Raw genomic sequence first — 24,060 nt, 5'->3', positions numbered from 1 at the left:
AGTCACCGCAGAACGCGCTCCAGCTCGTCGGAGAAATCCAGCTCGTCGGCGATCCGCTGGATGATATCGGACGGGTAGGCGTCTTGGTCGTCGACAAGCACGCTTAACAGCTCTTCGGAGAGGCCCACGTTGTCGAGGATGCCAAAGTCACCGTCAGCCCAGCCGTCGATCTCGTCCAGCTCATCAGGGTCAAGGTCTGGGATCTCGATGCCGAGCTCGTCGAGGACCTCGGCGGCGTAGTCGTCGTCAACTGCCATCGTCGCGTCGGAGATCAACGCGTGCACCCGGTTCGGGCCGGGACGCACGATGACCAGGTACTCGTCCTCCACGCACAGCAATGCGAAAGCAGCCCCTTCGCTGCGGAGATTCCGCACTGCGTCGACGGCCGTGGAGAAGTGAGTGAAATCGTCCCTAAACTTCGCGACGTTCCATGCGCCATCGATCCACGAAACCGTGACCGCATACCCATCGGGGTAGCCCTGATTGGTGTCCATGCCTAGTCAGAGTAGTCGGAGTGTGTAAGACTTGTCACCGTGAGTTCAAGAGACGTGTCCCGCCCCATCTGCATTATTGGCCTAGGCCTGATCGGAGGCTCGCTCATGCGCGACCTCGTTCGGCACAAGCAGACCGTTTACGGTTACAACCGTTCCACTTCCGGCACGCGCGCCGCAGTCAAAGAAGGCTTCGACGTTTCCGACAACCTAGTGGCAACCCTGCAGCGCGCCGAATCCGACGGCGCCGTGCTGGTCATCGCGGTGCCGATGCAGGCCGTCGCGAGCGTCCTCGATGCCATCGCCGAACACGCCCCGAACTGTGGCATGACCGACGTGGTCAGCGTGAAGAAGCCCGTCTACGACCTCGTGCGCGAGCGAGGCATGGAATCGCGCTACGTCGGCGGCCACCCGATGGCGGGCACTGAATTCTCCGGCTGGTCCGCCTCCAAGGAACAGCTGTTCGTCCGCGCCGCTTGGGTGATCACCTACGACTATGCCCGCGACCTAGAAGTTGACGGCTTGGCAATTCCTGCCGAATGGGTCTCACTCTTCATCGACGTCTGTCGCATGGTTGCCGTCACCCGCGCCGAGGCCATCCCCGTCTCCGTGCGCGCTCACGACGAGGCAGTGGGTCGCGTCTCCCACCTCCCCCACGTGATCGCCGAGGCACTTTCAATCGTCGGCGACAACGGTGGCACTTTGGCGCAATCTTTGGCTGCTGGTTCCTTCAAGGACGCAACCCGCGTCGCAGGCACCGCACCTGAATTGGTCCGCGCGATGTGCGAAACTAACGCCGCCGCGCTGGTTTACTCCCTGGACGAGATGATCAAGCTGCTCACCCAGGCGCGCAACAACCTAGACACGGATAACCCGAACATTGAGGCGCTTGTCGACGCCGGTCACCGCGCCCACACCCGCCTGGAGGCGCGTTCGGGGGCTCGTCGTGAATCCGTGTCGCCGGTCAAGATCTCTTCGCGTCCTGTGATGCGCCTGCACCCTGGCGGCAAGGGATGGGTGCGCCAGCTGGTCCAGGCTGAGTCTTTGGGCGGGCGCATCGAGGTGTTCTGAGGCGCCTTTTTGCCAAACTGACCTTTGCAGAGTGGCCTTTACCAAGTAGCCGGTTTTCGGTTCGCTGGTAAAGGTCAGTTTGCAAAGGTCAGTTTGCGCTAGAGGGAGGCGGATTTCGCTTTCGATGCCGGGCTTGCATCGACACCACCCACAAAGCAAAGATCCCGACCACCTAAGTGATCGGGATCTTTCGCACCGTGCGCCCGGAGGGATTCGAACCCCCAACCTTCTGATCCGTAGTCAGATGCTCTATCCGTTGAGCTACGGGCGCGCATTGCTTGTTGGCAACGAGAACTTACCTTACACCGCCCACAAGCAAAGCTACAAAACGTATGGTCAAAGGCGTTAACCCGACGTTCAACTAGATGTTAAGTCCGAACACTGGAACGGCGATGAAGTAAGTTGCCAGAGTAATCAGGACCACAGCAATCAGGTTGAGCCAGATACCGCCCTTGATCATGTCGCCAATGCGGACATAACCGGAGCCGAACGCGATCGCGTTTGGTGGAGTTGCCACCGGCAGCATGAACGCACAGGTTGCGGACAACGCAACTGGGATGGTCAGCAGCAGAACATTCATGTCGCCAGCTTCTCCACCGGTCAGGCCAATACCCACGGCGACACCACCCATGATTGGCAGGAAGGTCGCAGCAGTTGCGGTGTTCGAAGTGAATTCAGTAAGAACCAGGACCAGGATCGCGATCGCGCCGATGAGGAGGAATGTCGGAAGAACTTCCAACGCCTTTGCCTTCTCACCGATCCATAGGGACAAGCCAGTCTTTGTAAACATGCTCGATAGCGCAAGACCGCCACCAAAGAGGAGGAGGACATCCCACGGCAGCTCGTTAGCAGTCTTCCAGTCCAGGATACGCACACCAGTCTTGCCGTTAGCCGGAATGGTAAACATCAAAAGGCCAGCGATTATGCCGACGATAGCGTCATCATAAGTGAAGTCCCAGCCAAAGTGATCCCTGGAGAGTGGCAGGAACACCCAGGTCAATGCGGCCACTACGAAAATGATCGTTGCAATGATCTGTGGGGTGGTCCACTTGCCCATTTTCTTGATTTCGTCGCGAATAAGCTGCTTACCACCTGGAATGGAGTCCATCTCTGGCTTAAACACGGTGATCAGAACCAGCCACGCAATAATGGTGAAGCTGATCGCAACCGGCAAGCCGACCATCATCCACTCGCCGAAGCCAATGGTGATGCCATGTGCTTCTTCCATGTACCCCTTGAGCAAGGCGTTTGGCGGGGTACCGATCAGGGTAGCCAGGGAGCCGATGGATGCGGAGTAAGCGATCGCCAGCATGAGAGCTGTTGCGAACTTCTTCTGATGGCGCCAGCCACCGACGGTGTCAGCGGTCAGCGAGAGTACCGAAATACCGATCGGCAACATCACGACTGCGGTTGCGGTGTTCGATACCCACATAGACATGAAACCGGTTGCAATCATGAAGCCGAGGATCAATCGCTTTGGTGAGATACCCACGATCATGACCACGCCCAAGGCGATGCGACGGTGCACGTTCCAGCGCTGCAGGCCAAGTGCAAGCAGGAATCCGCCCAGGAAGAGGAAAATAGTCGAGGAAGCGTACGGCGCTCCGACGTCCTTAAATTCCGCCACCTGCGCGATTGGGAAGACAGCGATGGGGATGAGCGCGGTGGCGGCCAGTGGGATCGCCTCCGTCATCCACCAGACAGCCATCCAGACGGTGACGGCTGCGACGATGCGCATGTTGGTGGCGTCGTAGGTTACTTCTGGGTCGGCGCCGGAGGACTGCAGCACGGTTTCTGCGGCGTTGCTCGGGAACACAAAGTAGACAAGTAGGCCTAGTGCGAGGCCAAGGATGATGCCGAATGCCTGGCGGTGCCATTCGCGTTCTTCGCGGATTTCACTCAACTCGCCATCCGGTACGGCCGTGTTATCTTCCACGACTGGGGTAGACACTGGTGTCCCTCCTGATTTTTAACGTTTGATCCCACTTTTCACAGGGGTCTCCAATGAAACAGTGATGATTTTTCCTGCAACAAACGTTATATGTCTACCCCCACGAAGACCTAGTTTTTCCGGAATTGACTCCAGCAATTCAACTTAAGTTTGCAAAAGGCGATATGCCACCGGTTTTCTACCCTAATTAAGGGTTAGTTTCGCCGTCCCCGGAAAGGATTTGGAAGGTGGCTCCCTGCGGGTCAACCGCTGTATACAATCGTCCAAAAGGCGAATCCTGCGGACCATCCGTGATCGCCCCGCCCAACGCCTGGATCCGCCTGGCCGCGGCATCGGAGTCGTCGACAAGCACGTAGCTACGCCAATATGGCTTATCGACGAACGCCTCTGCGTCACACAGCCCCGCCGACACGCGATCGAGCGGGAAGTTTGTGGCGTAGCGGAAGCCGGCATCGTTGGTATCGGTGGGCTGCCAGCCGAAGACCGCCTCATAGAAAGGCTTCGCAGCATCGAAATCGGTGGTCATGCACTCGAACCAGCACGGGAAACCGGGGGTATCTGTTGTGTGCGTGCCGACGAACTCCTCCGACTGCCACAGTCCGACGAGGGCGCCTGCGGGGTCGAGCGCGAGCGCCATCCAGCCGCGTCCGCTGACGTCAAGGGGGTCGAAGATGAGTTGGCCACCATTGTCGGTGACTGCGGCTGCCGCCGTGTGGATGTCGTCGGTGCCGAGGAAAACTCCCCAAGCGGTGGGAGCCTGTGGCTCAGCGGTGGGGCCTTCGGGACCCATGAGGGAGCTCATGGCCCCGCCGATGAGTTTGCCGTCTTTGGTAATCAAGTTGTAGTGGCCAAAGCTTTCGCCTTGGTCTTCAAATTCCCAGCCGAATACGTCGGCGTAGAACTGGGCAGAGCCTTGCAAGTCATGCGTGGAGAGGTCCATCCAGACCGGTGCTCCGTGCTTGTCAGATGTCATAAGGAAAATGCTAAATGCCCAGTACTGATTTGGCGATGAGGAAGTAGATAATCAGCCCCGCTGCATCGCAAAACGTGGTGATAAACGGATTGGAGAAAACCGCCGGATCAGCCCCGACCGCCTTGGCGATGATCGGCATTGCACCGCCCACCGTCGCCGAGAGCGCGCAGACGAAAAACAGCGTCGAGCCGATGATCGCACCGATGGGCAGCCCGTAGACCAGCCACGCAAGGAAGAAGCCAACCGTTCCCAGGACCGCGCCGAGCAGCACGCCCACGCGAAGTTCACGCCACATGACTTGGACGATGTCGCGCTTGCGAACGTCGCCAAGTGCCAGCGCGCGCGTCACCGTGGTGGCCGCTTGATTGCCCGTGTTGCCGCCGGTACCGGTGAGCAGCGGGATAAACAGCGAGAGGACCACGGCCTTTTCCAGCGTGGACTCGAAGATGTCTAACACCTGCACCGTGAGCAGCGCCGACAACGCCAGCACCGCCAACCACACGATGCGCGAGCGCACGAGCTTTCCCACGGGCGTGGCCAAGTAGGGCTGCTGCAGTGGTTCGGAGCCACCTGAGCGCGCGGAGTCCTCGGTGTCGGCATGCTCAACGATGTCGTGGGCGTCGTCGACAGTCAAGATGCCCACGAGCTTATGTGCATCATCCACCACCGGAATCGCCAACAAGTCCAGGGGTAGGAACCACCGCGCGGTCTCCTCGGCGCCGTCTGTCGCCTTCGCCGACGGCCACTCCTCCAGTAGCTCCCCTACCGGCGTAGCGCCATCCGCGGTGAACACACGCTTCAACGTGGTCACCCCAACTAGTGTCCGGTCCTCCTCGATCACGGGGAGGGTGTAGATCGTCTCAACATCGTCGGCGCCCTCGCGCAGCTTGGCGACGACCTCATCCACCGTCATCCCCGGGAAAATGTCAGGAACCTCGGGCGACATGCGCCTTCCCAGCGTCCCTTTGTCGTAGCCGAGCACGGTCCACGTGGAGTCGCGTGCCGATGGCTGCAGTTCCTGGAGCATCGTTTCGGCGACTTCGGCGGGGAGTTCGTCGAGAAGCATGGCACGGTCTTCGGGACCTAAAGCGTCGAAGAACGACGTGACGTTGTCACTGCCCAGCGCGTGTGTGATCGACGCCTGATGCATAGTGTCTAGCGCGTCGAACACTTTCGTCGCGCGAGGCTGGGGCAACAGGCGGATGATCAGTGCGCCGCGATCGGCGTTGGTGCGCTCGATGAGTTGGATGATGTCTGTGCGACGCATATCGCTGAGCATCGTCTGCAGTTCTTCGGCATCCTCCGGGGGGATGTCCTTGGCGGAGCGCATGATTTGCTTCATCCGGCGGGCAGCGTCAGCCTGCTGTGTACGCATGAGACTCCTTCTGCTTTGCTCGCTACACTCGGAATTATGAACCGTGTAACTACCTGGTTTTTCGACATCATCATCACCGCACTCGCCCTCTGGGTAGCCAGCGCCCTGATTCCCGGGATCGAGGTTACTCCGCCGGCCGAGCCAATGGTTGGCGACGGCCAGAACGACCGAATGCTCACCTTCCTCGGCGTGGCCGTGGTGTTCCTGCTGGTCAACGCGGTGGTGAAGCCCGTGCTCGACCTGCTGGGCATGCCCATCACTTGTATCACGCTTGGCCTTTTCGCGCTGGTAATCAACGCCGCGGTTTTCGCCATTACGGCGTGGGCGTCCAACCAGTTCGGTCTTGGCCTGACGATCTCCGGTTTCTGGCCGGCGCTTTTCGGCGCCGCGATCATCGCGATCGTGCGCGGTCTGCTGGTTATGCCGCAGCGTAACCGTTCAGACCGGTAGCCCCTGTCTACTCGCCGCATCTCGAGGGCGGTCGTTGAGCTCCCGTGGGCCATCCGGGGCGTTCGGGTTCTGCCGTTCGGGATGTGCGCGCAACCCCGATGCTTGCCACGGAATCCCGGCAGGTAGAGAGGTTATGCACCGAATCGCATAAGCCAAATCCCGAACGCCCTAGATGCATTAAGCAAAAAGGCGCTGACCACCCGAAAGCAGTCAGCGCCTACACGTGCGCCCGGAGGGATTCGAACCCCCAACCTTCTGATCCGTAGTCAGATGCTCTATCCGTTGAGCTACGGGCGCGTGGCGGAGATGACAGGATTCGAACCTGCGGCCCGCGTGAACGGGCAACTCCTTAGCAGGGAGCCCCAATCGGCCTCTCTGGCACATCTCCAAGCCTTTTCGTATGGTACCCAACACGTGCGGTTCTAACCAAACTACACTGTCAACCATGATCCGCCCTGACCTTTCCTCCATTCCTGGTTACGTCCCCGGCAAGCGCCAGCCCGACGCCGTGAAGCTCTCCTCCAACGAGGTTGCCACCGCCCCGCTCGCGAGCGCCGTCGAGGCAATGTCGCAGGCCGCCGCCACAGCGAACCGCTACCCGGACATGGGGGCAGCCGAGCTCAAAGAAGCGCTCGCCGAGCATTTGGAGGTCGCCCCACTGCAGGTGACTGTAGGAAATGGCTCCAGCGCACTGTGTCAGCAACTGGTGCAGATCACCACAACGTCCGACAACAACGTCATCTTCCCGTGGCGCAGCTTTGAGGCGTATCCGATCTTTGTCCAGGTGGTCGGCGCGCAGCCTCGCCCGGTGTCACTTCTTCAAAACGGCAACCACGATCTGGACACCATGGCCGCGCTTATCGACGACTCCACCTCCCTCATCTTCCTGTGCAACCCAAATAATCCCTCTGGCCAGACGATCACCCAGGCCGAGTTCGACGACTTCATGGCCAAGGTCCCAGACAACGTCGTGGTGGGACTAGACGAGGCGTACTTTGAGTACAACCGGGCCGAGGACACAGTGGTGGCCACCGAGGCGATCCAGCAGTATCCAAACGTGGTGGGCCTGCGCACCTTTTCCAAGGCGTACGGACTCGCGGGCGTGCGCGTGGGTTACGCGTTTGGCTCCGAGGAAATCATCGCGGCGATGGACAAAGTCGCGATCCCGTTCAGCGTCTCCGCGGTGGCACAGGCCGGGGCGCTGGCATCGCTCAATGCCGCCGACGAGCTGCTGGAACGCACCGAGGAAACCGTGGCAATTCGCGACGAAGTAGCAGACTGCATCGGGGCATTTCGTTCCCAGGCCAACTTCGTGTGGTTACCGGGCGTGGATGCTGACCAGCTCGCGGCCAAGTTCGCGGAGCAGGGTGTGCTCACCCGCGCGTTCCCGGAGGGGCTGCGCATCACCGTGACCAACCGCGAAGAGGCCGATCAGCTTCTCAAAGCCTGGGATACATTCAACTAGCCACCGGCAAAGGGCGGCAGGACGTCGATGCGCTCGGCGCCTTCCACGGATGCTTCGCGTTCGGCGCGCTTGCCGTCAATCAAGAAGGTGCATCGGTCGAAGATATCGGCCAGTTCCATGCCGGCATCGGTCTTTCCGGAATGGTTGACGGCCGCGGCGGTGAGGACGTCGTTAAGCGTGCCAAAGCTGCCATCCAAGGTCTCGGACGCTGTTCCTGCGGCTGCGCGGGCTGCGGCGAAGTAGTGAATGTCCATAATATGGTCAACTATAGCGTCGATTTTTCACGGCGTAACATGGGTTTAAAAGGCAAGCAACATTGGAGGCGCCGGCATGGCACGCACCCCCGAGCAGCATCTCGCAGAGATTCGCCGCCACTTGGGCACTCGACCCACGACAACGATGGGCCTGATCGATGCTGCGCGCTACCAGGCAACGGCGGCTCAGGATGTGGTCGCGGAGTTTGCTTCGCCGAGGTTTGATAATTCGCAGATGGACGGCTACGCGCTATCGGTCCTGCAGGTGGGTGCCACGCCGGGTCAGTTCCGCGTGGGCCCAACGATTCCTGCCGGCACTGACCCGGATTACGTGTACCCCAACGGGATCACCAACGCGATCGTGCCGATCATGACGGGTGCGAAGCTGCCGCGAGGCACAGCGGGCATCGTCCCGATCGAGGATTGCCAGCCGGCGTTTTTCTCGGAGGAAGGCGCGTTTATCCAGGTCCCGGTTATGCAGCCAGGTCAGTTTATGCGCACGACTGGATCGGATATCCAGGCCGGCGACGTGGTGGTCAAGGCGGGAACGCGGGTGACACCGGCGGTCGTCGCCACGCTGGCCAGCCAGGGGTGCGGCGGGCTTGAGGTGTACCGCCCCGGACGCATCGTCACTGTCACCGGCGGCGCCGAGATCGGTGTTAACGGTGCAGCAGCCATCCCCGATGCCAACGAGCCGATGTTGGAGGCGCTGGCGCACCGCTACGGCATCGACGTAGTCAGCCACGTGCGTACCGACGACGATCCCGCCCGCCTCAAGTCTGACCTGGAGAACATCGTCGCGGAGTACGCCCCGGATGCGATTGTCACCTCCGGTGGCATCAGCCACGGCAAGTACGAGGTTGTACGCCAGGTGCTGGAACGCTCCGGCTGGTTTGGCCACGTCGACCAGCAACCAGGTGGCCCGCAAGGCTTGTCGACGATCGCCCATACCCCCGTCATCTCGCTTCCCGGCAACCCGATCTCCACGCTGGTCAGCTTTCGCCTCTTCGTCGCACCAGTACTTGGCCACGCCCCGAAGCCATTCGAGGCGAAGCTTACCGAGGGTCGCCGCGGTCTCCTTGACCGTGACCAGTTCCTGCGCGGCCGCTTGATCCACGATTCCGGCTCCGTCCTTGCAGCACCTGTCGGCGGCACCGAGTCGCATCTGATTTCGCAGGCGGTGCCGGCCGATTGCTTAATTCGGATCCCGCAGACCGCAACGATCCCCTCGGGCGGTCGCGTCGAGGTCTACCCGCTATAAGGAGCACCCATGCGTACCGGTTTGGTTGTAGTTTCGTCCACGCGGGCGTCGCAAGGCGTCTACGAGGACACCTCGGGCCCCGTAGCGGTGGATTTCCTGCGTGCTCAAGGCTTTGACACTCCAGAAGCGCTGGTCGTGTCCGACCACGATCTTCCTGCCACCATCGATGAGATCTTCACCCGCGCGGAGCTCCCGAGCGTGCTCTTGACCTCGGGTGGCACCGGGTTGTCTCCCGACGATCGCACAGTGGAGATCGTCAGCCCCTACATCGAGCGTGAGATCCCCGGCTTGGTGCATGCTTTTTGGCAAGAGGGCCTGAAAAACACCCCGATGGCAGTGGTGTCGCGTGCGCTCGCAGGCACCCGAGGTCGCACGTTCGTTATGACCCTGCCCGGCTCTCGCGGCGGTGTGAAAGACGGCTGCGCAGTGCTTGCCCCCGTGCTCAACCACATCATCGACTCCCTGGAAGGACATCATGGCCACTGATCCCGCTTATGTCGCCGAGCAAACCGGCAAGCTACTCGATGCATTCATGACGTCGGGCCGCCTTGAAGAACACCTCCCCCAGGCACGCTTGACGACGATCACCCGCGCCATGGGAGCCTTAGTCACCTTCGAGGGCATTGTGCGCGATCATGACGGCGGGCAGCGCGTGGCCAACCTGGAGTACACCGCGCACCCCACTGCTGATGACGAGATCAAGCGGGTGGCTCAGGAGGTCGTCGCCAAGCACCCGAATGTGCGGCTGTGGACCGCCCACCGCACTGGGCCCATTCCAATTGGCGAGGCCGCGTTTCTCGTGTTGGCTGCGGCGGCACACCGTGGAGATGCGTTTGCTGCGTGCTCCGAACTGGCCGACCGTGTGAAGGCCGAGGTGCCGATCTGGAAGGAGCAGAAGCTGGCAGAGGGCCACACGCAGTGGGTAGGGCTGGACTGATGGATGTTGCGAGGTACCGTCGCCAAATCACCCTGACCGGCCCCGAGGCGCAAGAGCGCCTGTTGGATTCCCACGTCGCCGTCATTGGCGCGGGCGGGCTGGGGTCTCCGGCGTTGCTGTATCTGGCGGGTGCCGGAGTGGGGCGCATTTCGCTTATCGACGACGACGTGGTCGACCTGTCCAACCTCCACCGCCAAGTCATCCACTCCACCGAGACGGTCGGCGAGAAGAAGGTGGATTCGGCTGCCCGAGCGATGGCCGCATTGAACCCCGACGTGGAAGTAGTGCGCATAGCGCAACGCCTGACCTGGGCTAACGCCATGGAATTGCTGGCCGATACCGACGTGATTCTTGATGGTGCCGACAACTTTGATACGCGCCACATCGCATCACACGCGGCGGCACGCTTGGGGATTCCTCACGTGTGGGGTTCGATTCTGGGCTACGAATCGCAAATGTCGGTCTTCTGGGCCGGCCACGGGCCAATCTACGAGGATCTCTTCCCCGCCCCGCCTGCGCCCGGCGTCGTCCCTTCGTGTGCCCAGGCTGGGGTCCTCGGGCCCGTTGTCGGTGTGACCGGCTCTGCCATGGCGATGGAAGCTCTGAAGGTGCTGATTGGTGTGGGTGAGGTGCTCGTCGGCAAGCTTGGTTATTTCGATTCTCTAGCGGGGACTTGGGAATGCGTCCCCGTGGTCGGCGATCCGGCGGTGACTCAGCGGGTGTTGGAAAACGACCCTCCACTGCAGGTACAGCCCGATGTGCCGGCAGTAGATGAGATTCCCGCCGGTGCCACGGTCATCGATGTGCGCGAGCCTGACGAGTTTGAGCAGTTCCACATCCCAGGTGCTGTGAATGTGCCGCTGAGCCGGATTCTCGCCGGGGAGAATGTTGCAGGCCCTGCTGTTGTGCACTGCGCGGTGGGCGGTCGATCGGCGCAGGCCATCGAAGCGCTCGCGGCCCGGGGTGTGACTGGTTTAGTCAACCTGCGTGGGGGCATCGAGCGTTGGCAGCAAACTCATAAGAATGTTGACTTGCCCCCAAGTAACAGTTAACTAGAGTGACACGAGTACTGCTTTCTCCCCTCGGGAGCCTCTAGCCAAGGAAGATCAGTTCTCATGACTATTCGTTCCCGCGCACTTCTAGCCACGTCCGCTGCGATCTTGCTCACCGCCGTGGGCGCCGTGGCCTGCAGCAATTCCCCGGAAGAGCCCCAGGGTGGCGCTGCGCCATCGTCTAGCACGTCGCCGGAATCCAGCTCAACTGAATCCGCCACTGAGTCTTCGACGGAAAAGACCTCGGAAGAATCTACCGAAGAGACTTCCGAGGCAAAGCTCGATGTCGAGGTCGCGCCTTCCGCAGCCAAGGAAATGGTTATCCCTTCGCTAAACATCGACGCAAGCTTCGAAGGCGGTCCGTGCCGAACCACTAACGGCGCCATCGACCCTGCAACGATGGATCTGGCCTGCACCTATACGGCTGACGATAAGCCTTACGTCCTGCCGGGGTCTACCGCCGAGGACATCACCGTGATTGCGGGCCACACCGGTTCCTACACCCCAGGCGTGTTTGACAACCTCTACGACGGAGCGACCTTCGAGCACAAGATCACCCTCGGGGACGTGATGTACCTCCGCACCGAGGCATCCGGCGAGAACTGGCTGGCCTACACCGCCACCGACACCCACGAGCCAGAGAAACCCGGACTTGCCTACAACACCGCGATTTGGGGCGACGAGCCAATGCCTGGCCGCCTTCTCACCATCAGCTGCATCCAGCCCGCGGACTTCTCCCAGCTTTCCGTGCGCAACGCCGTTGTCGGCTGGCAATTCGACGGAGTTGTTCCAGCTTCTGAAGTGCATGCTTAACGACGACCACCTGCGCCGATAGCAAACACAAAACTGCCCCTCCGCCGTGTTGGCAGGAGGGGCAGTTGAGTTAATGCGTGTTACTTCTTATGCAGAGAAGTGACGGCGGGTTGCGAATGCTGCAACGCCGAGCATTGCTGCGATCGCCAGAGCAACGAGGCCCTGTGCAGCGGAGTTGTCGCCGGTGTTAGCGGAAATGCCACGTGCGGACTCAGGAGCCTGCTTAGCTGGAGCGCCCTTTGCAGGTGCACCCTTAGCTGGAGCCTCAGGAACTGGCTTCTTGCCCTGCTCCTTGATCTCGTCTGCGTGCTCTTCCTTGATTTCGTCAGACTTTTCCTTCTCTTCTGGAGTAGGAACCTCGTCTACGCGGTCCTCAGAGGAAACGTAGGTGGAGCCGTCGTTGTTCAGGAACCAGGTGGAGCTTCCGGAGCTGCCGCCGGAGCTACCCAGAAGAAGGATCAAAGGCAGAAGGCCGATTGCGGAACCACAAGAAGAACCTGCTGGCTCACACTTAGGAGTGGTTGGCTCGGTGGTCTTTACCGGATCGGTGGTCTCTTCCGTGGAAGTTTCCTCAGAGACCTCTGGCTTCCTGTGCCTACCCATCAGACATCACCTAGGATCCGTTGTTGCGCATGTGATTTTTGTGATTAACGTTTGTAGCGTAGCAGAATCGCCAGCCAGCCTGCGCTGACACAAACAAAAACTGGGCCCAAACGCAGCGACAGCTACATAAGAACCCAGTTTACACGGCAATGAACGCCAATTTACCTGCGGAGACGGGGGGATTTGAACCCCCGGAGGTTTGACCCTCGCTGGTTTTCAAGACCAGTGCATTCGGCCGCTCTGCCACATCTCCTCGTCGCAAAGCAGCGTGCGTTGCGACTTAAAAAGTGTACCCCATGGCCTTCCCAACTCATCTAATGTGGGTCCCATGAAGGCAATTGCACAGACAAATCCAGACGATCCCCGCTCCCTCGAACTGACGGAGCTGCCCGATCCGGTGCTACAACCTGGCGAAGTCTTGGTCAAGGTGGCGGCAGCCGGCGTGAACCGAGGCGATGTGGTGCAGGCCAAAGGTATGTACCCGCCTCCTCCCGGTGTGACCGACATTATGGGCCTGGAATGCGCAGGAACCATTGTTGATGCTGGCGACACGGACCGCACCGTGGGCGAGGAAGTCGGCTGCCTGCTCGCGGGTGGCGGCTACGGCGAGCTCGTCGCGGTACCGGAAGGTCAGCTCATGCGTTTACCGGAGGGATTCTCCCTAGTCGATACCGCCAGCATCGTCGAGGTCGCGTGCACCGTGTGGGCAAACTTGGGCATGCTCGCTGGCCTTAAGGCAGGTGACCGAGTCCTCATCCACGGCGGTGGCGGCGGAATCGGCTCTTTCGCAATCCAAATGTGCAAGGCGATGGGCGCCGAGGTCGCTGTGACCGCCGGTTCGCAAGAAAAACTTGACCATTGCAAGGCACTCGGCGCGGATATTTTAGTCAATTACAAGGACGAGTCGTTCGTCGACAAGCTCAAGGGCTCCTGCAATATCATCCTGGACATTGTGGGCGGGCCGTACCTTGAGGACAACGTGCGCTGCCTGGCTACGGACGGGAAGTTGATCGTCATCGCAGTCCAGGGAGGCCCGAAGGGGACGCTGCCGATTGCTCGCATGATGCCACGCCGCCAATCTGTGCATGCGACGACGCTGCGTGCTCGTCCGATCGAGCAAAAGGCAGAGATCTGCGCTTCTACCGTGGAGAATGTCTGGCCGCTAATCGAGTCCGGCCAGATCGTCACGACGATCGACCAGATATTGCCGCTCGCCGAGGCCGCGAAGGCCCACGAGCTTTTGGAATCCGGCGCGGTCACCGGCAAGCTCGTCCTCGAGGTTTAGAAACTTACGCCAGGGAGGCCACGACGCGGATCAGGTGATCCACGTCAGACTCCCTGATAAACGGTCCAAGCGCCACCGTTACTGCGCCACCGATTTCATCGACACCCATGTCTTGCAGGAGCTGGGAGCGCGGGGTCACCGTTGTGATCAGGCGATTGTCGACGAGACGCTGGTACACCATCTCCGCAGGGACACCACGCACCCCGAAGGACAAGCGTGGCAAGCGGTTCGGCTCTGCATCGGCGGCGGCTTCGCCGGACACACCCAAGATGTGTACCGCAGGAAGCGTGCCCAGGAACGTGTACAGATCATCGCGCAGGTTGTCGAGGTACAGGCCGAGCTCCACCATTGAGTGAGTAAGGCGATCACGTCGGCTCGCTTCCTCGTCGGGGTGGGGAACCAAATTGGCCAAGTGATCCACCAGCGGGGAAACGCCGCCGGCAAGGCCCGCCGAGACATCAAGGCTCAGCTTGCAGGCGCCGGAATTAGAGTTCTGCGGGGAAATCGTGTCAAGGCGACGGAACATTGCCTCATCGCGGAACACGAGCGCTGCGACCTGCGGGCCGCCGAGCGCGGATACGTCAAGCGCCACGATGTCTGCGCCCCAGGCGCCGGGGTTTACTACGCGGTACGGGGCGTAGGCGGTGGCGTCGACAAGCACCCAGGCGCGTGAGTGATCGCGAACGCGGTCGATGATTTCGGTGACAGGGGCAACGGTGCCCAGCAGGCCGTGGGCGGCGGGCACGCTGACGAGGCGGGTGGAGCCGTCGACAAGCTCGTCATACTGGTAGCTTGGCAGCTCGCCGGTCCCCAGATCCGGCTGGGCCCAACGTGTTTCCGCTTTGACGTCCTTGAAGCCGACTAGCAGCGCCGGATCGTCCATCGCGGACAGCACTATCGACGAGTTGTAACGGAAAAAAGGACGCATCGAAGAAGCCAGCGCGGCGTAGAGAGCTGGAAGATTCGGGCCGAGAACAACGCATTCAGGCGCTGCCCCGACTAGATCTGCGATGGCGTGGCGCGCATCGTCGATAAAGCCCAGGCCTTCTGGCTTACCCACTGCGCCGACAACGCGGTTTCCCGTGGCTTGGTCTGGACGCACCGCCTGCGTTGCCATACGGAATGAGCGTGCAACAGCAGCGGACACTCGCTCAGGGATTTGCGGACAGTCATGCGCGTTGAGGTAGGTCCAACCATCAGAAAGAGAGGTGTACAGTCCACGTACCTGATATACGTCGTAAGTCACGTTGCACTCCTTTCTTAATCCACACGTCTGTGGCGCATTCGACTTCGCCCTGTGCGGAGTCTCGCCACGCTTTTCTTGTCACATTCAACTAGTCTGCCACAGTCGCGCCAAGAAGAAGTTTCTCAGGATTCAAACGGCCAAAGGTGAAAACAGATGGTCTTACTCTAAAGCGACTTGAACCCATGTGGCAACTGAAGCTATCCCGCAGGTTGAAGGTTGATAGTTACACTATACCGACACCCGCCTTTAAGCTAACGCCAAGAGGAAATTAAAAAATTATTACCCCTTATACTTACAATTTACTCAGGTTTGCAGGACTTAATAATGATCGCAGAGATTATTTGTTCGCCTCGGCGGAAATCACCTCGACCTCACTTCACCCTTCGACCAGAAACAACCCCCACCCGACTAGGCTGAATAATCGTGCTGGATAAAACCAAACTCCGCGACGACGTCGCCCGCATGACGTCAGACGCAAGCGACGCCACTCCCCAATCGGAGTCAAAGACCTTCAAGGCAGCCTTCGCTGACCTTGTGCGAGGCTGGAACCAATACGAACTGTGGCTGCAGCTGGGCTGGCAGGACATCAAGCAGCGCTACCGCCGCAGCACCCTAGGCCCTTTGTGGATCACTATCGCCACCGGTGTCATGGCAGTTGCGCTGGGCTTACTGTATTCGATGCTTTTCCAGATCGACATCGCGTACTTCCTCCCCCACGTCACCGTGGGCTTTATCATCTGGGGCTTCCTCTCCGGCTGCATCAACGAAGGCTCTAACGTCTTCATCGACAACGAAGGCCTGATCAAACAGCTCCCCTCAGCGCTATCAGTGCACGTCTACCGCCTGGTATGGCGCCAAGCCCTCTTCCTTGCCCACAACCTGGTGATTTGGGTCATTCTGCTGATTATTTTCGATATCCCGGTGACTTGGAAGATGCTGATGGCCATCCCAGCCTTAGCGCTTCTCATCATTAACGGTGTCTGGGTAGCCATGTTCTTCGGCATCATCGCAACACGCTTCCGCGACGTGGCACCACTGCTTGAAGCCCTAGTGCAGCTGGCGTTCTACGTAACGCCGATCGTGTGGACCACAGAAACCCTGAAGCAACAGGGCGGCGAAGTAGCCAACCGCGCCATGATCGCCGAGATCAACCCGCTTTTCCACTACCTAGAAATCGTCCGCCAGCCGATGGTCGGTGGCGAGGCCGCCGCTTATCACTGGTGGATCGTCCTGGCCTGCACTTTTGTCGGCCTTGGCCTTGCCCTTTTGACCATGCGCCAGTGGCGCTTCCGCGTAAGTTACTGGGTCTAGGAGGCACTCACCATGGTTTCAATCGATACTTACAACGCCTGCGTTGACTTCCCCATCTTCGACGCTAAATCCCGCTCCCTTAAAAAAGCCATGCTCTCCACCGCCGGTGGCGCATTGGGCAAGAACGACGCCAATACCGTCGTCGTCGAGGCACTCAAAGACATCAACCTCCACCTGCGCGAAGGCGACCGCGTTGGCCTCGTCGGCCACAACGGCGCAGGTAAGTCCACCTTGTTGCGCCTACTCTCCGGCATCTACGAGCCCACCCGTGGCGTCGCTGATGTCCGTGGTCGCGTAGCTCCCGTCTTCGACCTGGGTGTGGGCATGGACCCCGAGATCTCCGGCTACGAGAACATCATCATCCGAGGACTCTTCCTAGGTCAATCGCGCAAGCAGATGAAGAAGAAGATGGACGACATCGCTGAGTTTTCCGAGCTTGGTGATTACCTTGCCATGCCACTGCGAACCTACTCCACCGGCATGCGCGTGCGCTTGGCCCTCGGCGTGGTCACGTCCATCGAGCCCGAGATTTTGCTTCTCGACGAAGGCATCGGCGCCGTCGACGCCGCCTTCATGGCCAAAGCTCGCGTACGACTTTCCGAGATGGTGGAACGCTCCGGCATCCTTGTCTTCGCCTCGCACTCCAACGACTTTCTAGCCCAACTGTGTACTACTGGGTTGTGGATCGATCATGGCCAGATTCGTCAGGCGGGGCTTGTCGACGACGTCGTCGAAGCCTACGAGGGCAAGGAAGCGGGCGATCATGTTCGCCGCATGATCGATCGTTTCCACAACGAGGACAATAGAGAGTAGGGCTACCCCCACTCGAAAATTGAAAAGTTCTCTAGACAACACAATCCCCCGCTAGAACAGTGCCGTACCACTGTCCCCGCGGGGGATTGCGCCAACCAGAAGGCTAAAACCTTCGGAAGGTGCATTGAAGCCGTGCCTCCAATGCGATGGGCGCCAAGAATAATGTGGGCGCAACCAGTGAGAAGAGTCCGGTCGCGTGCTCCGCTGAATATCCACACCAGAAAGAACATTCAGTTTTAATCCACTTATTCTTTAGTCGCAATTTCTAAATTAGCATGACAAGTTTTATGCTGCAATTTGCGTTGCAAAACCATTATTGAATTCCTTTAATTCTGTCCCCCAGATAGGGGCAGACTGGCCTACCGCAATCCTGCGCACACGGCAGCTGGCCCGAAGTGGCACAATAAGCGCTATGTCGGAATCTCGGGAAACCCCCACGCTTGACCCTCACGGAACCACCGCCGCAGTTATCGTCACCCACAAACGTGTCGAGTTACTGCGCAACTCACTAGAGCAGGTCGTGTCCCAGACACATCCGATTGGCTGGGTCATTGTCGTGGATAATGGCGCAGAAGAAGCAGTTAAGCAGCTAGTTTCTGATCTCGCCGGCCAGCGCGGAGTTTACCTCGCCTCCCACACCAATCTTGGCGGTGCGGGTGGTTTTGCTTACGGCTTCCTTCACGCTCTCGCCCTCGGAGCCGACGCAATCTGGTGTGCCGACGATGACGGTCGCCCAGCGGATAACTCGGTCCTTGAAGAGCTCTACCGTGTGGCGGCGCGTGAGAAGCTGCACCAAGTCTCGCCCGTAGTCTGCAACATCGAGGCCCCAGACAAGCTCGCTTTTCCCCTGCGCCAAGGTTTGGTGTGGCACCGTCGTCGTGAAGAGCTCGAAGGCGATTTCCTGCCTGATTACGCCTCTTTATTTAATGGCGCACTTATCGCAGCTTCCGCGATGGAACGCATCGGGGTTCCTGACTACCGCCTGTTCATCCGTGGCGACGAGGTGGAGTACCACCGTCGGCTCTCCCAGTCTGGACTAAGCTACGGCACCGCCCTGACCACCGCGTACGTACACCCGGACGGCTCCAGCGAGTTCCACCCGATCATGGGCGGACGCGCGCACGCGCAGTACCCGGATAATCCGACCAAGCGTTTTTTCACGTATCGCAACCGCGGCTACATCATCGGCCAGCGCGGCATGAAGGCGATGCAGCTGCAGGAAGTAGTTCGTTTTGGTTGGTTCTTCTTGATCCAACGCAAGAGTCCGAAAGAATTTTTCCAGTGGCTCAAGCTGCTACGTATGGGCGCCCGCGAGGATTTCCGCCGTCCCTAGCTAGTGAACTTGGTCGTGGTGCCCCGAGGCGGCCGGAAGATCACCGACCGTTGGACCACGAAGTTCACCACGGTGATCAAGCCCTGCGAGATCGCATAAGCGATCAGGAGCACCGGTGTTTCCGTGAGCACCGTAGCTTCATGCAGCCAGACAAAAATGCGGTGGTAAAGCTCCACGTTAGCCAGCCAACTCAGCGTGTACAGCGCAATGACCGCAACAAACCTCCGCTTGGAAAACTGCGCCCGGAAGGTAAAGCGGCGATTGAGTAGGTAGGCCACGAAAGTTCCGGCAACGTATCCCACCGAACGAGCCCAACCTTGGCCGAGAACCCCGAGGCCAATCTGCAACAGCCAGGTCAAGGTGACATCGACACCCGCAGAGATCGCGCCGGTGGCGCCAAATCGCGCAGCCTGAGCGTGCAGCGCGTCGGACTTGTGCAGGTTTGCTGCCCGAAGCGCCGCCCATGCGGTAGAAATCGGGTCGGCCATAACGCCTCAGCCTACTTTGCCTTGAAGATCAGCACCCGCTGCAACACAAAATTGGTGATGGTCGCTACAGCCTGCGCGAGCACAAACGAAATCGTGTTCTTGGTGGCGCCTTGGAATCCCATGGCCATGAGTGGTTCGTTGGTCACCCAGAAGATCAGCTGCTGGATCAAGAATGTCGAAGCATACAGCGTAAATACCGCGGCAGCCTTTTTCGCGGAGACTTCCGATTTAAAGGTGTAGCGCGAGTTGAGCAAGTAGGCAGCCAACGTGCCGAACACCCAGCCAATCGCCTTGCCCACCTGGCGAGGCCAACCGATAACGTCAATGAAGAAAATGGTCAAAGACCAGTCGATGAGGGCGGTAAAGATGCCCACGGTGGTGAAGCGGACAAGCTGGACAAGCGCGCTATTGTCGTCGAAACGGCGCTCTTTCTTCGGTGATGTTGGCACGCCGGTAGAGTCTACCCGTTTGTCTGGCGAATCAACTCACGGTAGATGTCTAGGCGATCCACCGTGGATCCAGCATCTGTTCCATAAGCCCCCACCGATGCCAGCACGTCAAGCGACTCCGAGCAAAGCTTCTTGATGTCGTCGGCTGAAAGCTCTTCGGGGCTTCCCCACCGCAGCGCGTTCATGGTGTCCTCGATGACGGTGTCGGTCAGTGGCTCGTCGGCAAGGCAGGAAAGCCCCAGCACCGTGGACCAGAATGCATCCACCGGCTCGTCGTCTTGCTCTAGGGGCAACTCAGCCAAGATCTCGCGGGTTTCAGCATCTACCGCTGTGGGCCGTTCTAGATCCATTGCTTGGAGCAGGGGCACAAAGTCAAAGATGCGCGTGCGCTCGATAACTCGGCACACTTCTCCACGCGCGTTGGACAGTACTTGTTGCACGGTGTCGGTACCGGTCAGTTCGGCATTCACGTCGGTGAGGTCGAAGGGACGACCTTGAAATTCGCCGATTCCACCGATACACAGCGCGCGGGGAGTCCCTTCATCGCGCGGCCATTTCTCGCCCAGGTGTAGGTGGAAGCTCCACAAGCCCCAGTGAAAGAAGAGGCTGTCGCCCGATTCGCGGAGCAATTCACCGATAGGGCGAGAAATTTCGAGGCGGCCGTCATCGTCGACTTCGTGAGTAAACCTCGCGGGAGATCCCTCGTCGGGGAGGTTGAAGCAGGTCACGAGCACGCGTTGGCACTCTTGGAGAGTCATGGCCTCGTCGATCCCAATGTGACGGATGACCTCTTCATCGACCACGTAGGCTCCGGCGCGCACCATCAGGGTGTTGTGCTCGGCTGGCTCGCCACGGCGCGCTGCACGTTCCGCCGCAAGGTCAATGACCTTCCGGGGCGTAAGAGAGCGAAGTAGCTTGCTGGACATAGACCCCAGCGTAGCGATTTCCGCTTTTTCAAGCTGTCGGTGTCGGCAGCACCCTCACGGTGTCTTCACCGCGTGTGCGTCGCCGCGCGCCACCTGCATGCCACGCTTCTACTAACTGAGCTGCCTGCACTGCGGTGGTCCAGGCTGCTTGCGCCTCGGGCTCGCCAGAGTACGCGGGAGTAGATTCAAGATCCGGCAGATCTTTCACCCCCTGCTCCCCCATTGCCTCCGCAATTGCAGATATGGAGGTGGTCGGTGTGTCGTCGTTAAGCGACTGACCGACCGAGATCACTACAGCATCCCGAGTCAACTGGGTAACTTCCTGCTCACTTGCAACGATCCAAGCGCCCGACAGTGGTGCGAAACCGGGAGTGGTTGCGACTCGCCAGATGACGGTTGTGCCCTCCTGCTTGTCGACGACCGCAAGAACCGGATGGTCACTCATAGGCGTGCTTTCGCTTCTTCGCCGGCGAAGTACAAGGTGGCCAAGGTCAACCCCAAGGCCGTGTTCGGACGGGTGCAACCACGCTTGCGCAGCGCATTTGTCACCATGTTCTGAAAACGGAAGCCCAAGACAACTGAACCCACCAAGAGCACCAACAGCAGTCCCACGGTTGCCCAAGTCTTAGCCACCGATGCCACCTCGATGGATTCCTCTGCCTCGTCTCGGTCTAGGACGGCAGAGAAATCGTTCCGCGGATCCTCATCAAAGGCGTTGAATGCTGCAACCGCCACGAGGTTGGCCACGATCAGCGAGGCAGTGGTTGCCCAGCGTCCAGCTCGCGATGCCACATAGTCGGGAACGGCCACGATCGCGGCTAAGAAACCGGCCTGCAGGGCGCGCCCACCAGTGGTGTTGTCTAAGGCGTTGTAATCGATGCGGTCTTCTGTTTCGTCGAGAAGCGTCTCTTGAGCAGTCATGCCACCCATCTTAACTGTGCGCCCGACACAGTACTGTTAGCAGAATGAACGCAAACAACAATGAACATGTCGCAGCCCAGCGCGTTGAGGTCCCTCTTGACGATCACATGGTGCGTCTCATGGCGCAGGAGCTACCCCTTGTCGATTCAACAACGCGCTCCCGCGTCTACGAACTGCTCGCGGAACACAAGGCAGCAGGCTTGCCGACGATCACCTCTCAAGAGGAATTGCCACAGGAAATCAAGGAGCTAATGGACCTCTAAAAGATACGACCTAATTCACAGCGTTCTTTGACCCCCGCCGTCTGCCACATCGGTAGGGTTGTGTGTTGGAACTACCCATTCACATCAGAAACCATCGAGTTAAAGAATGGAAAAGATGGAACTACACACTACTGAAAAGTCCCTTCACGGCTGGGGCCGTACCGCTCCGACGACAGCGCACGTGCTGGAGACTTCGGATCTCGAAATGATCCAAAAGGCTGTTCAGATGGTGGCAGAGCAGAACGAGTCTTTGCCATCCAACGCACGACGCGGCGTAATCGCCCGCGGCATGGGCCGCTCCTACGGTGACCCAGCGCAAAACGCTGGTGGCCTGGTCATCGACATGCAGTCGCTCAACCAGATCCATTCGATCGACCCTGAATCCGCAATCGTCGATGTCGATGGTGGCGTGACCCTGGACCAGCTCATGCGCGCTGCAATCCCGTATGGCCTGTGGGTCCCAGTCCTTCCCGGCACCCGCCAGGTCACCATCGGTGGCGCCATCGGACCTGACATCCACGGCAAAAACCACCACTCCGACGGCTCTTTCGGCGACCACGTTGTCTCCATGGAACTGCTCGTCGCAGACGGCCGCATCCTGCATCTCGAACCAAACGGTTCTGCAGACGACCCATCCGGCGACCTGTTCTGGGCAACCGTCGGTGGCATGGGCCTCACCGGCATCATCGTCCGCGCGAAGATCAAGATGACGAAGACCGAGACGGCCTACTTCATCTCTGACACCGTGCGCACCAACAACCTCGACGAGACCATCGAGGAGCACTCCAACGGTGCCGAGGCCAACTATGACTACTCCTCCGCTTGGTTCGACGCGATCAACCCAGCGCCGAAGGTCGGCCGTTCCACAATCTCGCGTGGCTCCCTGGCAACCCTGGCGCAGCTGGAAGAACTCGCTCCGAAGCTTGCGCGCGATCCGCTGAAGTTCACCGCGCCACAGCTGATGACCGTGCCAGACATCTTCCCGTCCTGGACGATGAACAAGCTCACCCTCAACACCATCGGCGAGCTGTACTACGCCATGGGCAAGGACTCCCAGAACGACGTAAAGAATCTGACGCAGTTCTACCAGCCGCTGGACATGATCGCGGAGTGGAACCGTGGCTACGGCAAGAAGGGCTTTTTGCAGTACCAGTTCGTTGTTCCAACTGACGCTGTTGAACCTTTCAAGCAGATCATTTACGACATTCAGGCATCCGGCCACTACTCGGCGCTGAACGTGTTCAAGCTGTTCGGCGAGGGCAACCGTGCGCCTTTGTCCTACCCGATGAAGGGCTGGAACGTCTGCGTGGACTTCCCTATCCGCAACGGTCTGAACGAATTCCTCGACCGCATCGATAAGCAGGTCATGGAATTCGGCGGTCGCCTCTACCTGGCCAAGGAATCCCGTACCTCCGCGGAGAATTTCCACAAGATGTACCCAGGACTCGATGGCTGGCTAAAGACCCGCAATGCGATCGACCCGAACGGTGTCTTCGCTTCCGATATGTCCCGCCGTCTGGAACTTCACTAAGGAGAAACTCATGCTCAATGCAGTAGGCCAAGCACAAAACATTCTGCTTCTTGGCGGAACCTCCGAGATCGGACTCGGCATCGTCGAGGAGTTCGTCTCCCGCGGCGGCTCCCCTACAGTCACCCTCGCGGCCCGCAAGGATTCCCCGCGTATCGACGACGCCGTCACCCAGATCGAAAATGCTGGCGCAAGCAAGGTTAATGTCATCGACTTCGACGCGACCGCCTTTGACACCCACCCCGGCGTCATCAAGGAAGCCTTCGACACGGGCGACGTCGACGTTGCCATCGTCGCGTTCGGCTCCCTGGGTGACCAGGAACGCCTCTGGCAGGACCAGCAGGCCGCTGTCGAGTCGGCTCAGCTGAACTACACCGCACCAGTCTCCGTTGGTGTTCTCTTGGGCCAGGCAATGAAGCAGCAGGGCCACGGCACGATCGTCGCGCTGAGCTCAGTGGCAGGCATGCGCGTGCGTCGTTCTAACTTCGTCTATGGCGCGTCCAAGGCAGGTCTCGACGGCTTCTACACCCAGCTCGGTGAGGCTCTGCGCGACTTCGGCGTCAACGTGCTGGTTGTCCGCCCGGGTCAGGTCCGCACCAAGATGACCGCGGATCTTGGAAAAGAAGCGCCGCTGACCGTCAACGTCTCCGACGTAGCGGAAGCAACCGTAGAGTCCGTCCTAAAGGGGGATTCTTCCCTCTTTGTCCACAAGCTATTTGGCCCTGTCTCCTTGGTGCTTCAGCACATTCCGGCCGGGATCATGCGCAAGCTCAACATGTAATTTGGGAGGATGTGGGAGAC

At 59.7% G+C, this 24,060-nt stretch carries 27 protein-coding genes and 4 tRNA genes; 15 read left to right on the top strand and 16 right to left on the bottom strand.

Going from position 1 to position 24,060, the window contains the following annotated elements:
- Nucleotides 1-2 precede the first annotated feature (2 nt).
- On the bottom strand, nucleotides 3-494 hold the full coding sequence (locus tag QP027_RS00360; protein ID WP_284825215.1) for a tRNA adenosine deaminase-associated protein: 492 nt from the start codon (nucleotides 492-494) through the stop codon (nucleotides 3-5).
- Between the two features lie 39 nt (nucleotides 495-533).
- Here QP027_RS00360 and QP027_RS00355 point away from each other — a divergent pair, with 39 nt between their 5' ends.
- Nucleotides 534-1,562: a prephenate dehydrogenase gene (locus QP027_RS00355; RefSeq protein ID WP_284825214.1), complete on the top strand. Its 1,029-nt coding sequence runs from the start codon at nucleotides 534-536 to the stop codon at nucleotides 1,560-1,562.
- 198 nt (nucleotides 1,563-1,760) lie between these two features.
- On the opposite strand, the gene QP027_RS00350 is transcribed toward QP027_RS00355, so the two are convergent.
- From QP027_RS00350 to mgtE, 4 genes are all read right to left on the bottom strand, one after another.
- Nucleotides 1,761-1,833 (bottom strand) — tRNA-Arg (locus tag QP027_RS00350).
- Between the two features lie 90 nt (nucleotides 1,834-1,923).
- Entirely contained in the window at nucleotides 1,924-3,513 is a 1,590-nt protein-coding gene (locus QP027_RS00345; RefSeq protein ID WP_284825213.1) for an SLC13 family permease, read from the bottom strand.
- 187 nt (nucleotides 3,514-3,700) lie between these two features.
- A complete protein-coding gene (locus QP027_RS00340; RefSeq protein WP_284825212.1) occupies nucleotides 3,701-4,486 on the bottom strand; it encodes a VOC family protein in 786 nt (261 codons plus the stop codon).
- Between the two features lie 10 nt (nucleotides 4,487-4,496).
- A complete protein-coding gene (mgtE, locus tag QP027_RS00335; RefSeq protein ID WP_432418598.1) occupies nucleotides 4,497-5,861 on the bottom strand; it encodes a magnesium transporter in 1,365 nt (454 codons plus the stop codon).
- Nucleotides 5,862-5,897: 36 nt separating this feature from the next.
- Between mgtE and QP027_RS00330 the strand changes: the two genes are divergently transcribed.
- Nucleotides 5,898-6,311: a phage holin family protein gene (locus tag QP027_RS00330; RefSeq protein WP_284825211.1), complete on the top strand. Its 414-nt coding sequence runs from the start codon at nucleotides 5,898-5,900 to the stop codon at nucleotides 6,309-6,311.
- Nucleotides 6,312-6,535: 224 nt separating this feature from the next.
- On the opposite strand, the gene QP027_RS00325 is transcribed toward QP027_RS00330, so the two are convergent.
- Together QP027_RS00325 and QP027_RS00320 are read right to left on the bottom strand one after the other, a co-directional pair.
- Nucleotides 6,536-6,608, bottom strand: a tRNA-Arg gene (locus QP027_RS00325).
- A gap of 1 nt (nucleotide 6,609) precedes the next feature.
- Nucleotides 6,610-6,699 (bottom strand) — tRNA-Ser (locus tag QP027_RS00320).
- Between the two features lie 57 nt (nucleotides 6,700-6,756).
- Between QP027_RS00320 and QP027_RS00315 the strand changes: the two genes are divergently transcribed.
- Complete coding sequence (locus QP027_RS00315; protein WP_284825210.1) at nucleotides 6,757-7,776, top strand: histidinol-phosphate transaminase; 1,020 nt, start codon at nucleotides 6,757-6,759, stop codon at nucleotides 7,774-7,776.
- Here the strand turns inward: QP027_RS00315 and QP027_RS00310 are convergent.
- Nucleotides 7,773-8,030: a MoaD/ThiS family protein gene (locus QP027_RS00310; RefSeq protein ID WP_284825209.1), complete on the bottom strand. Its 258-nt coding sequence runs from the start codon at nucleotides 8,028-8,030 to the stop codon at nucleotides 7,773-7,775. The two genes, QP027_RS00315 and QP027_RS00310, sit on opposite strands and share 4 nt — an antisense overlap.
- A 76-nt stretch (nucleotides 8,031-8,106) precedes the next feature.
- Here QP027_RS00310 and QP027_RS00305 point away from each other — a divergent pair, with 76 nt between their 5' ends.
- From QP027_RS00305 to QP027_RS00285, 5 genes are all read left to right on the top strand, one after another.
- Nucleotides 8,107-9,291 (top strand): molybdopterin molybdotransferase MoeA, encoded by a 1,185-nt coding sequence (locus tag QP027_RS00305; RefSeq protein WP_284825208.1) that lies wholly within the window; start codon nucleotides 8,107-8,109, stop codon nucleotides 9,289-9,291.
- A gap of 9 nt (nucleotides 9,292-9,300) precedes the next feature.
- Nucleotides 9,301-9,777, top strand: a complete 477-nt coding sequence (locus QP027_RS00300; RefSeq protein WP_284825207.1) for a MogA/MoaB family molybdenum cofactor biosynthesis protein — start codon at nucleotides 9,301-9,303, stop codon at nucleotides 9,775-9,777.
- Nucleotides 9,767-10,228 carry a molybdenum cofactor biosynthesis protein MoaE gene (locus tag QP027_RS00295; protein WP_284825206.1) on the top strand — a complete coding sequence of 154 codons (462 nt, stop codon included), beginning with the start codon at nucleotides 9,767-9,769 and terminating at the stop codon, nucleotides 10,226-10,228. The genes QP027_RS00300 and QP027_RS00295 overlap by 11 nt, the downstream gene beginning before the upstream one ends.
- Nucleotides 10,228-11,280, top strand: coding sequence for a ThiF family adenylyltransferase (locus tag QP027_RS00290; RefSeq protein ID WP_284825205.1), 1,053 nt, complete (start codon nucleotides 10,228-10,230; stop codon nucleotides 11,278-11,280). Before QP027_RS00295 ends, QP027_RS00290 begins: the two co-directional genes overlap by 1 nt.
- A 63-nt stretch (nucleotides 11,281-11,343) precedes the next feature.
- On the top strand, nucleotides 11,344-12,093 hold the full coding sequence (locus QP027_RS00285) for a sortase family protein (RefSeq protein ID WP_284825204.1): 750 nt from the start codon (nucleotides 11,344-11,346) through the stop codon (nucleotides 12,091-12,093).
- Between the two features lie 87 nt (nucleotides 12,094-12,180).
- Here QP027_RS00285 and QP027_RS00280 read toward each other — a convergent pair whose 3' ends face one another.
- Together QP027_RS00280 and QP027_RS00275 are read right to left on the bottom strand one after the other, a co-directional pair.
- Complete coding sequence (locus QP027_RS00280) at nucleotides 12,181-12,696, bottom strand: hypothetical protein (protein WP_284825203.1); 516 nt, start codon at nucleotides 12,694-12,696, stop codon at nucleotides 12,181-12,183.
- 168 nt (nucleotides 12,697-12,864) lie between these two features.
- Nucleotides 12,865-12,949, bottom strand: a tRNA-Ser gene (locus tag QP027_RS00275).
- Between the two features lie 75 nt (nucleotides 12,950-13,024).
- Between QP027_RS00275 and QP027_RS00270 the strand changes: the two genes are divergently transcribed.
- Nucleotides 13,025-13,981, top strand: a complete 957-nt coding sequence (locus QP027_RS00270) for an NAD(P)H-quinone oxidoreductase (protein WP_284825202.1) — start codon at nucleotides 13,025-13,027, stop codon at nucleotides 13,979-13,981.
- A 4-nt stretch (nucleotides 13,982-13,985) separates the two neighbouring features.
- On the opposite strand, the gene QP027_RS00265 is transcribed toward QP027_RS00270, so the two are convergent.
- The gene (locus tag QP027_RS00265) at nucleotides 13,986-15,227 is read right to left on the bottom strand and encodes an aminotransferase class V-fold PLP-dependent enzyme (protein WP_284825201.1); all 1,242 of its coding nucleotides are present in this window, start codon (nucleotides 15,225-15,227) and stop codon (nucleotides 13,986-13,988) included.
- Between the two features lie 462 nt (nucleotides 15,228-15,689).
- Here QP027_RS00265 and wzm point away from each other — a divergent pair, with 462 nt between their 5' ends.
- From wzm to glfT1, 3 genes are all read left to right on the top strand, one after another.
- A complete protein-coding gene (gene wzm, locus QP027_RS00260) occupies nucleotides 15,690-16,538 on the top strand; it encodes a galactan export ABC transporter permease subunit Wzm/RfbD (RefSeq protein WP_432418638.1) in 849 nt (282 codons plus the stop codon).
- 12 nt (nucleotides 16,539-16,550) lie between these two features.
- Nucleotides 16,551-17,351 (top strand): galactan export ABC transporter ATP-binding subunit Wzt/RfbE, encoded by an 801-nt coding sequence (wzt, locus tag QP027_RS00255; protein WP_284825199.1) that lies wholly within the window; start codon nucleotides 16,551-16,553, stop codon nucleotides 17,349-17,351.
- Between the two features lie 412 nt (nucleotides 17,352-17,763).
- Complete coding sequence (gene glfT1 / locus QP027_RS00250; protein WP_284825198.1) at nucleotides 17,764-18,684, top strand: galactofuranosyltransferase GlfT1; 921 nt, start codon at nucleotides 17,764-17,766, stop codon at nucleotides 18,682-18,684.
- Here glfT1 and QP027_RS00245 read toward each other — a convergent pair.
- From QP027_RS00245 to QP027_RS00225, 5 genes are read right to left on the bottom strand one after another with little or no spacing between them, the layout of a single operon-like run.
- Entirely contained in the window at nucleotides 18,681-19,172 is a 492-nt protein-coding gene (locus QP027_RS00245) for a GtrA family protein (protein ID WP_284825197.1), read from the bottom strand. The two genes, glfT1 and QP027_RS00245, sit on opposite strands and share 4 nt — an antisense overlap.
- 11 nt (nucleotides 19,173-19,183) lie before the next feature.
- Complete coding sequence (locus QP027_RS00240) at nucleotides 19,184-19,621, bottom strand: GtrA family protein (RefSeq protein ID WP_284825196.1); 438 nt, start codon at nucleotides 19,619-19,621, stop codon at nucleotides 19,184-19,186.
- An 11-nt stretch (nucleotides 19,622-19,632) separates the two neighbouring features.
- Nucleotides 19,633-20,547 carry a hypothetical protein gene (locus QP027_RS00235; RefSeq protein ID WP_284825195.1) on the bottom strand — a complete coding sequence of 305 codons (915 nt, stop codon included), beginning with the start codon at nucleotides 20,545-20,547 and terminating at the stop codon, nucleotides 19,633-19,635.
- Between the two features lie 28 nt (nucleotides 20,548-20,575).
- Nucleotides 20,576-20,992: a hypothetical protein gene (locus QP027_RS00230; RefSeq protein WP_284825194.1), complete on the bottom strand. Its 417-nt coding sequence runs from the start codon at nucleotides 20,990-20,992 to the stop codon at nucleotides 20,576-20,578.
- A complete protein-coding gene (locus tag QP027_RS00225; RefSeq protein ID WP_284825193.1) occupies nucleotides 20,989-21,468 on the bottom strand; it encodes a hypothetical protein in 480 nt (159 codons plus the stop codon). Before QP027_RS00225 ends, QP027_RS00230 begins: the two co-directional genes overlap by 4 nt.
- Before the next feature lie 44 nt (nucleotides 21,469-21,512).
- Between QP027_RS00225 and QP027_RS00220 the strand changes: the two genes are divergently transcribed.
- From QP027_RS00220 to dprE2, 3 genes are all read left to right on the top strand, one after another.
- Nucleotides 21,513-21,731, top strand: a complete 219-nt coding sequence (locus QP027_RS00220; RefSeq protein ID WP_284825192.1) for a hypothetical protein — start codon at nucleotides 21,513-21,515, stop codon at nucleotides 21,729-21,731.
- A 115-nt stretch (nucleotides 21,732-21,846) separates the two neighbouring features.
- Nucleotides 21,847-23,262 (top strand): decaprenylphosphoryl-beta-D-ribose oxidase, encoded by a 1,416-nt coding sequence (gene dprE1 / locus QP027_RS00215; protein ID WP_284825191.1) that lies wholly within the window; start codon nucleotides 21,847-21,849, stop codon nucleotides 23,260-23,262.
- A 10-nt stretch (nucleotides 23,263-23,272) separates the two neighbouring features.
- A complete protein-coding gene (dprE2, locus tag QP027_RS00210; RefSeq protein WP_284825190.1) occupies nucleotides 23,273-24,040 on the top strand; it encodes a decaprenylphospho-beta-D-erythro-pentofuranosid-2-ulose 2-reductase in 768 nt (255 codons plus the stop codon).
- Nucleotides 24,041-24,060: the final 20 nt, after the last annotated feature.

Source organism: Corynebacterium breve, from assembly GCF_030252165.1.
In the GTDB taxonomy this organism is placed as follows: Bacteria; Actinomycetota; Actinomycetes; order Mycobacteriales; family Mycobacteriaceae; genus Corynebacterium; species Corynebacterium breve.
This window is presented reverse-complemented; position numbering and strand designations above follow the sequence as displayed.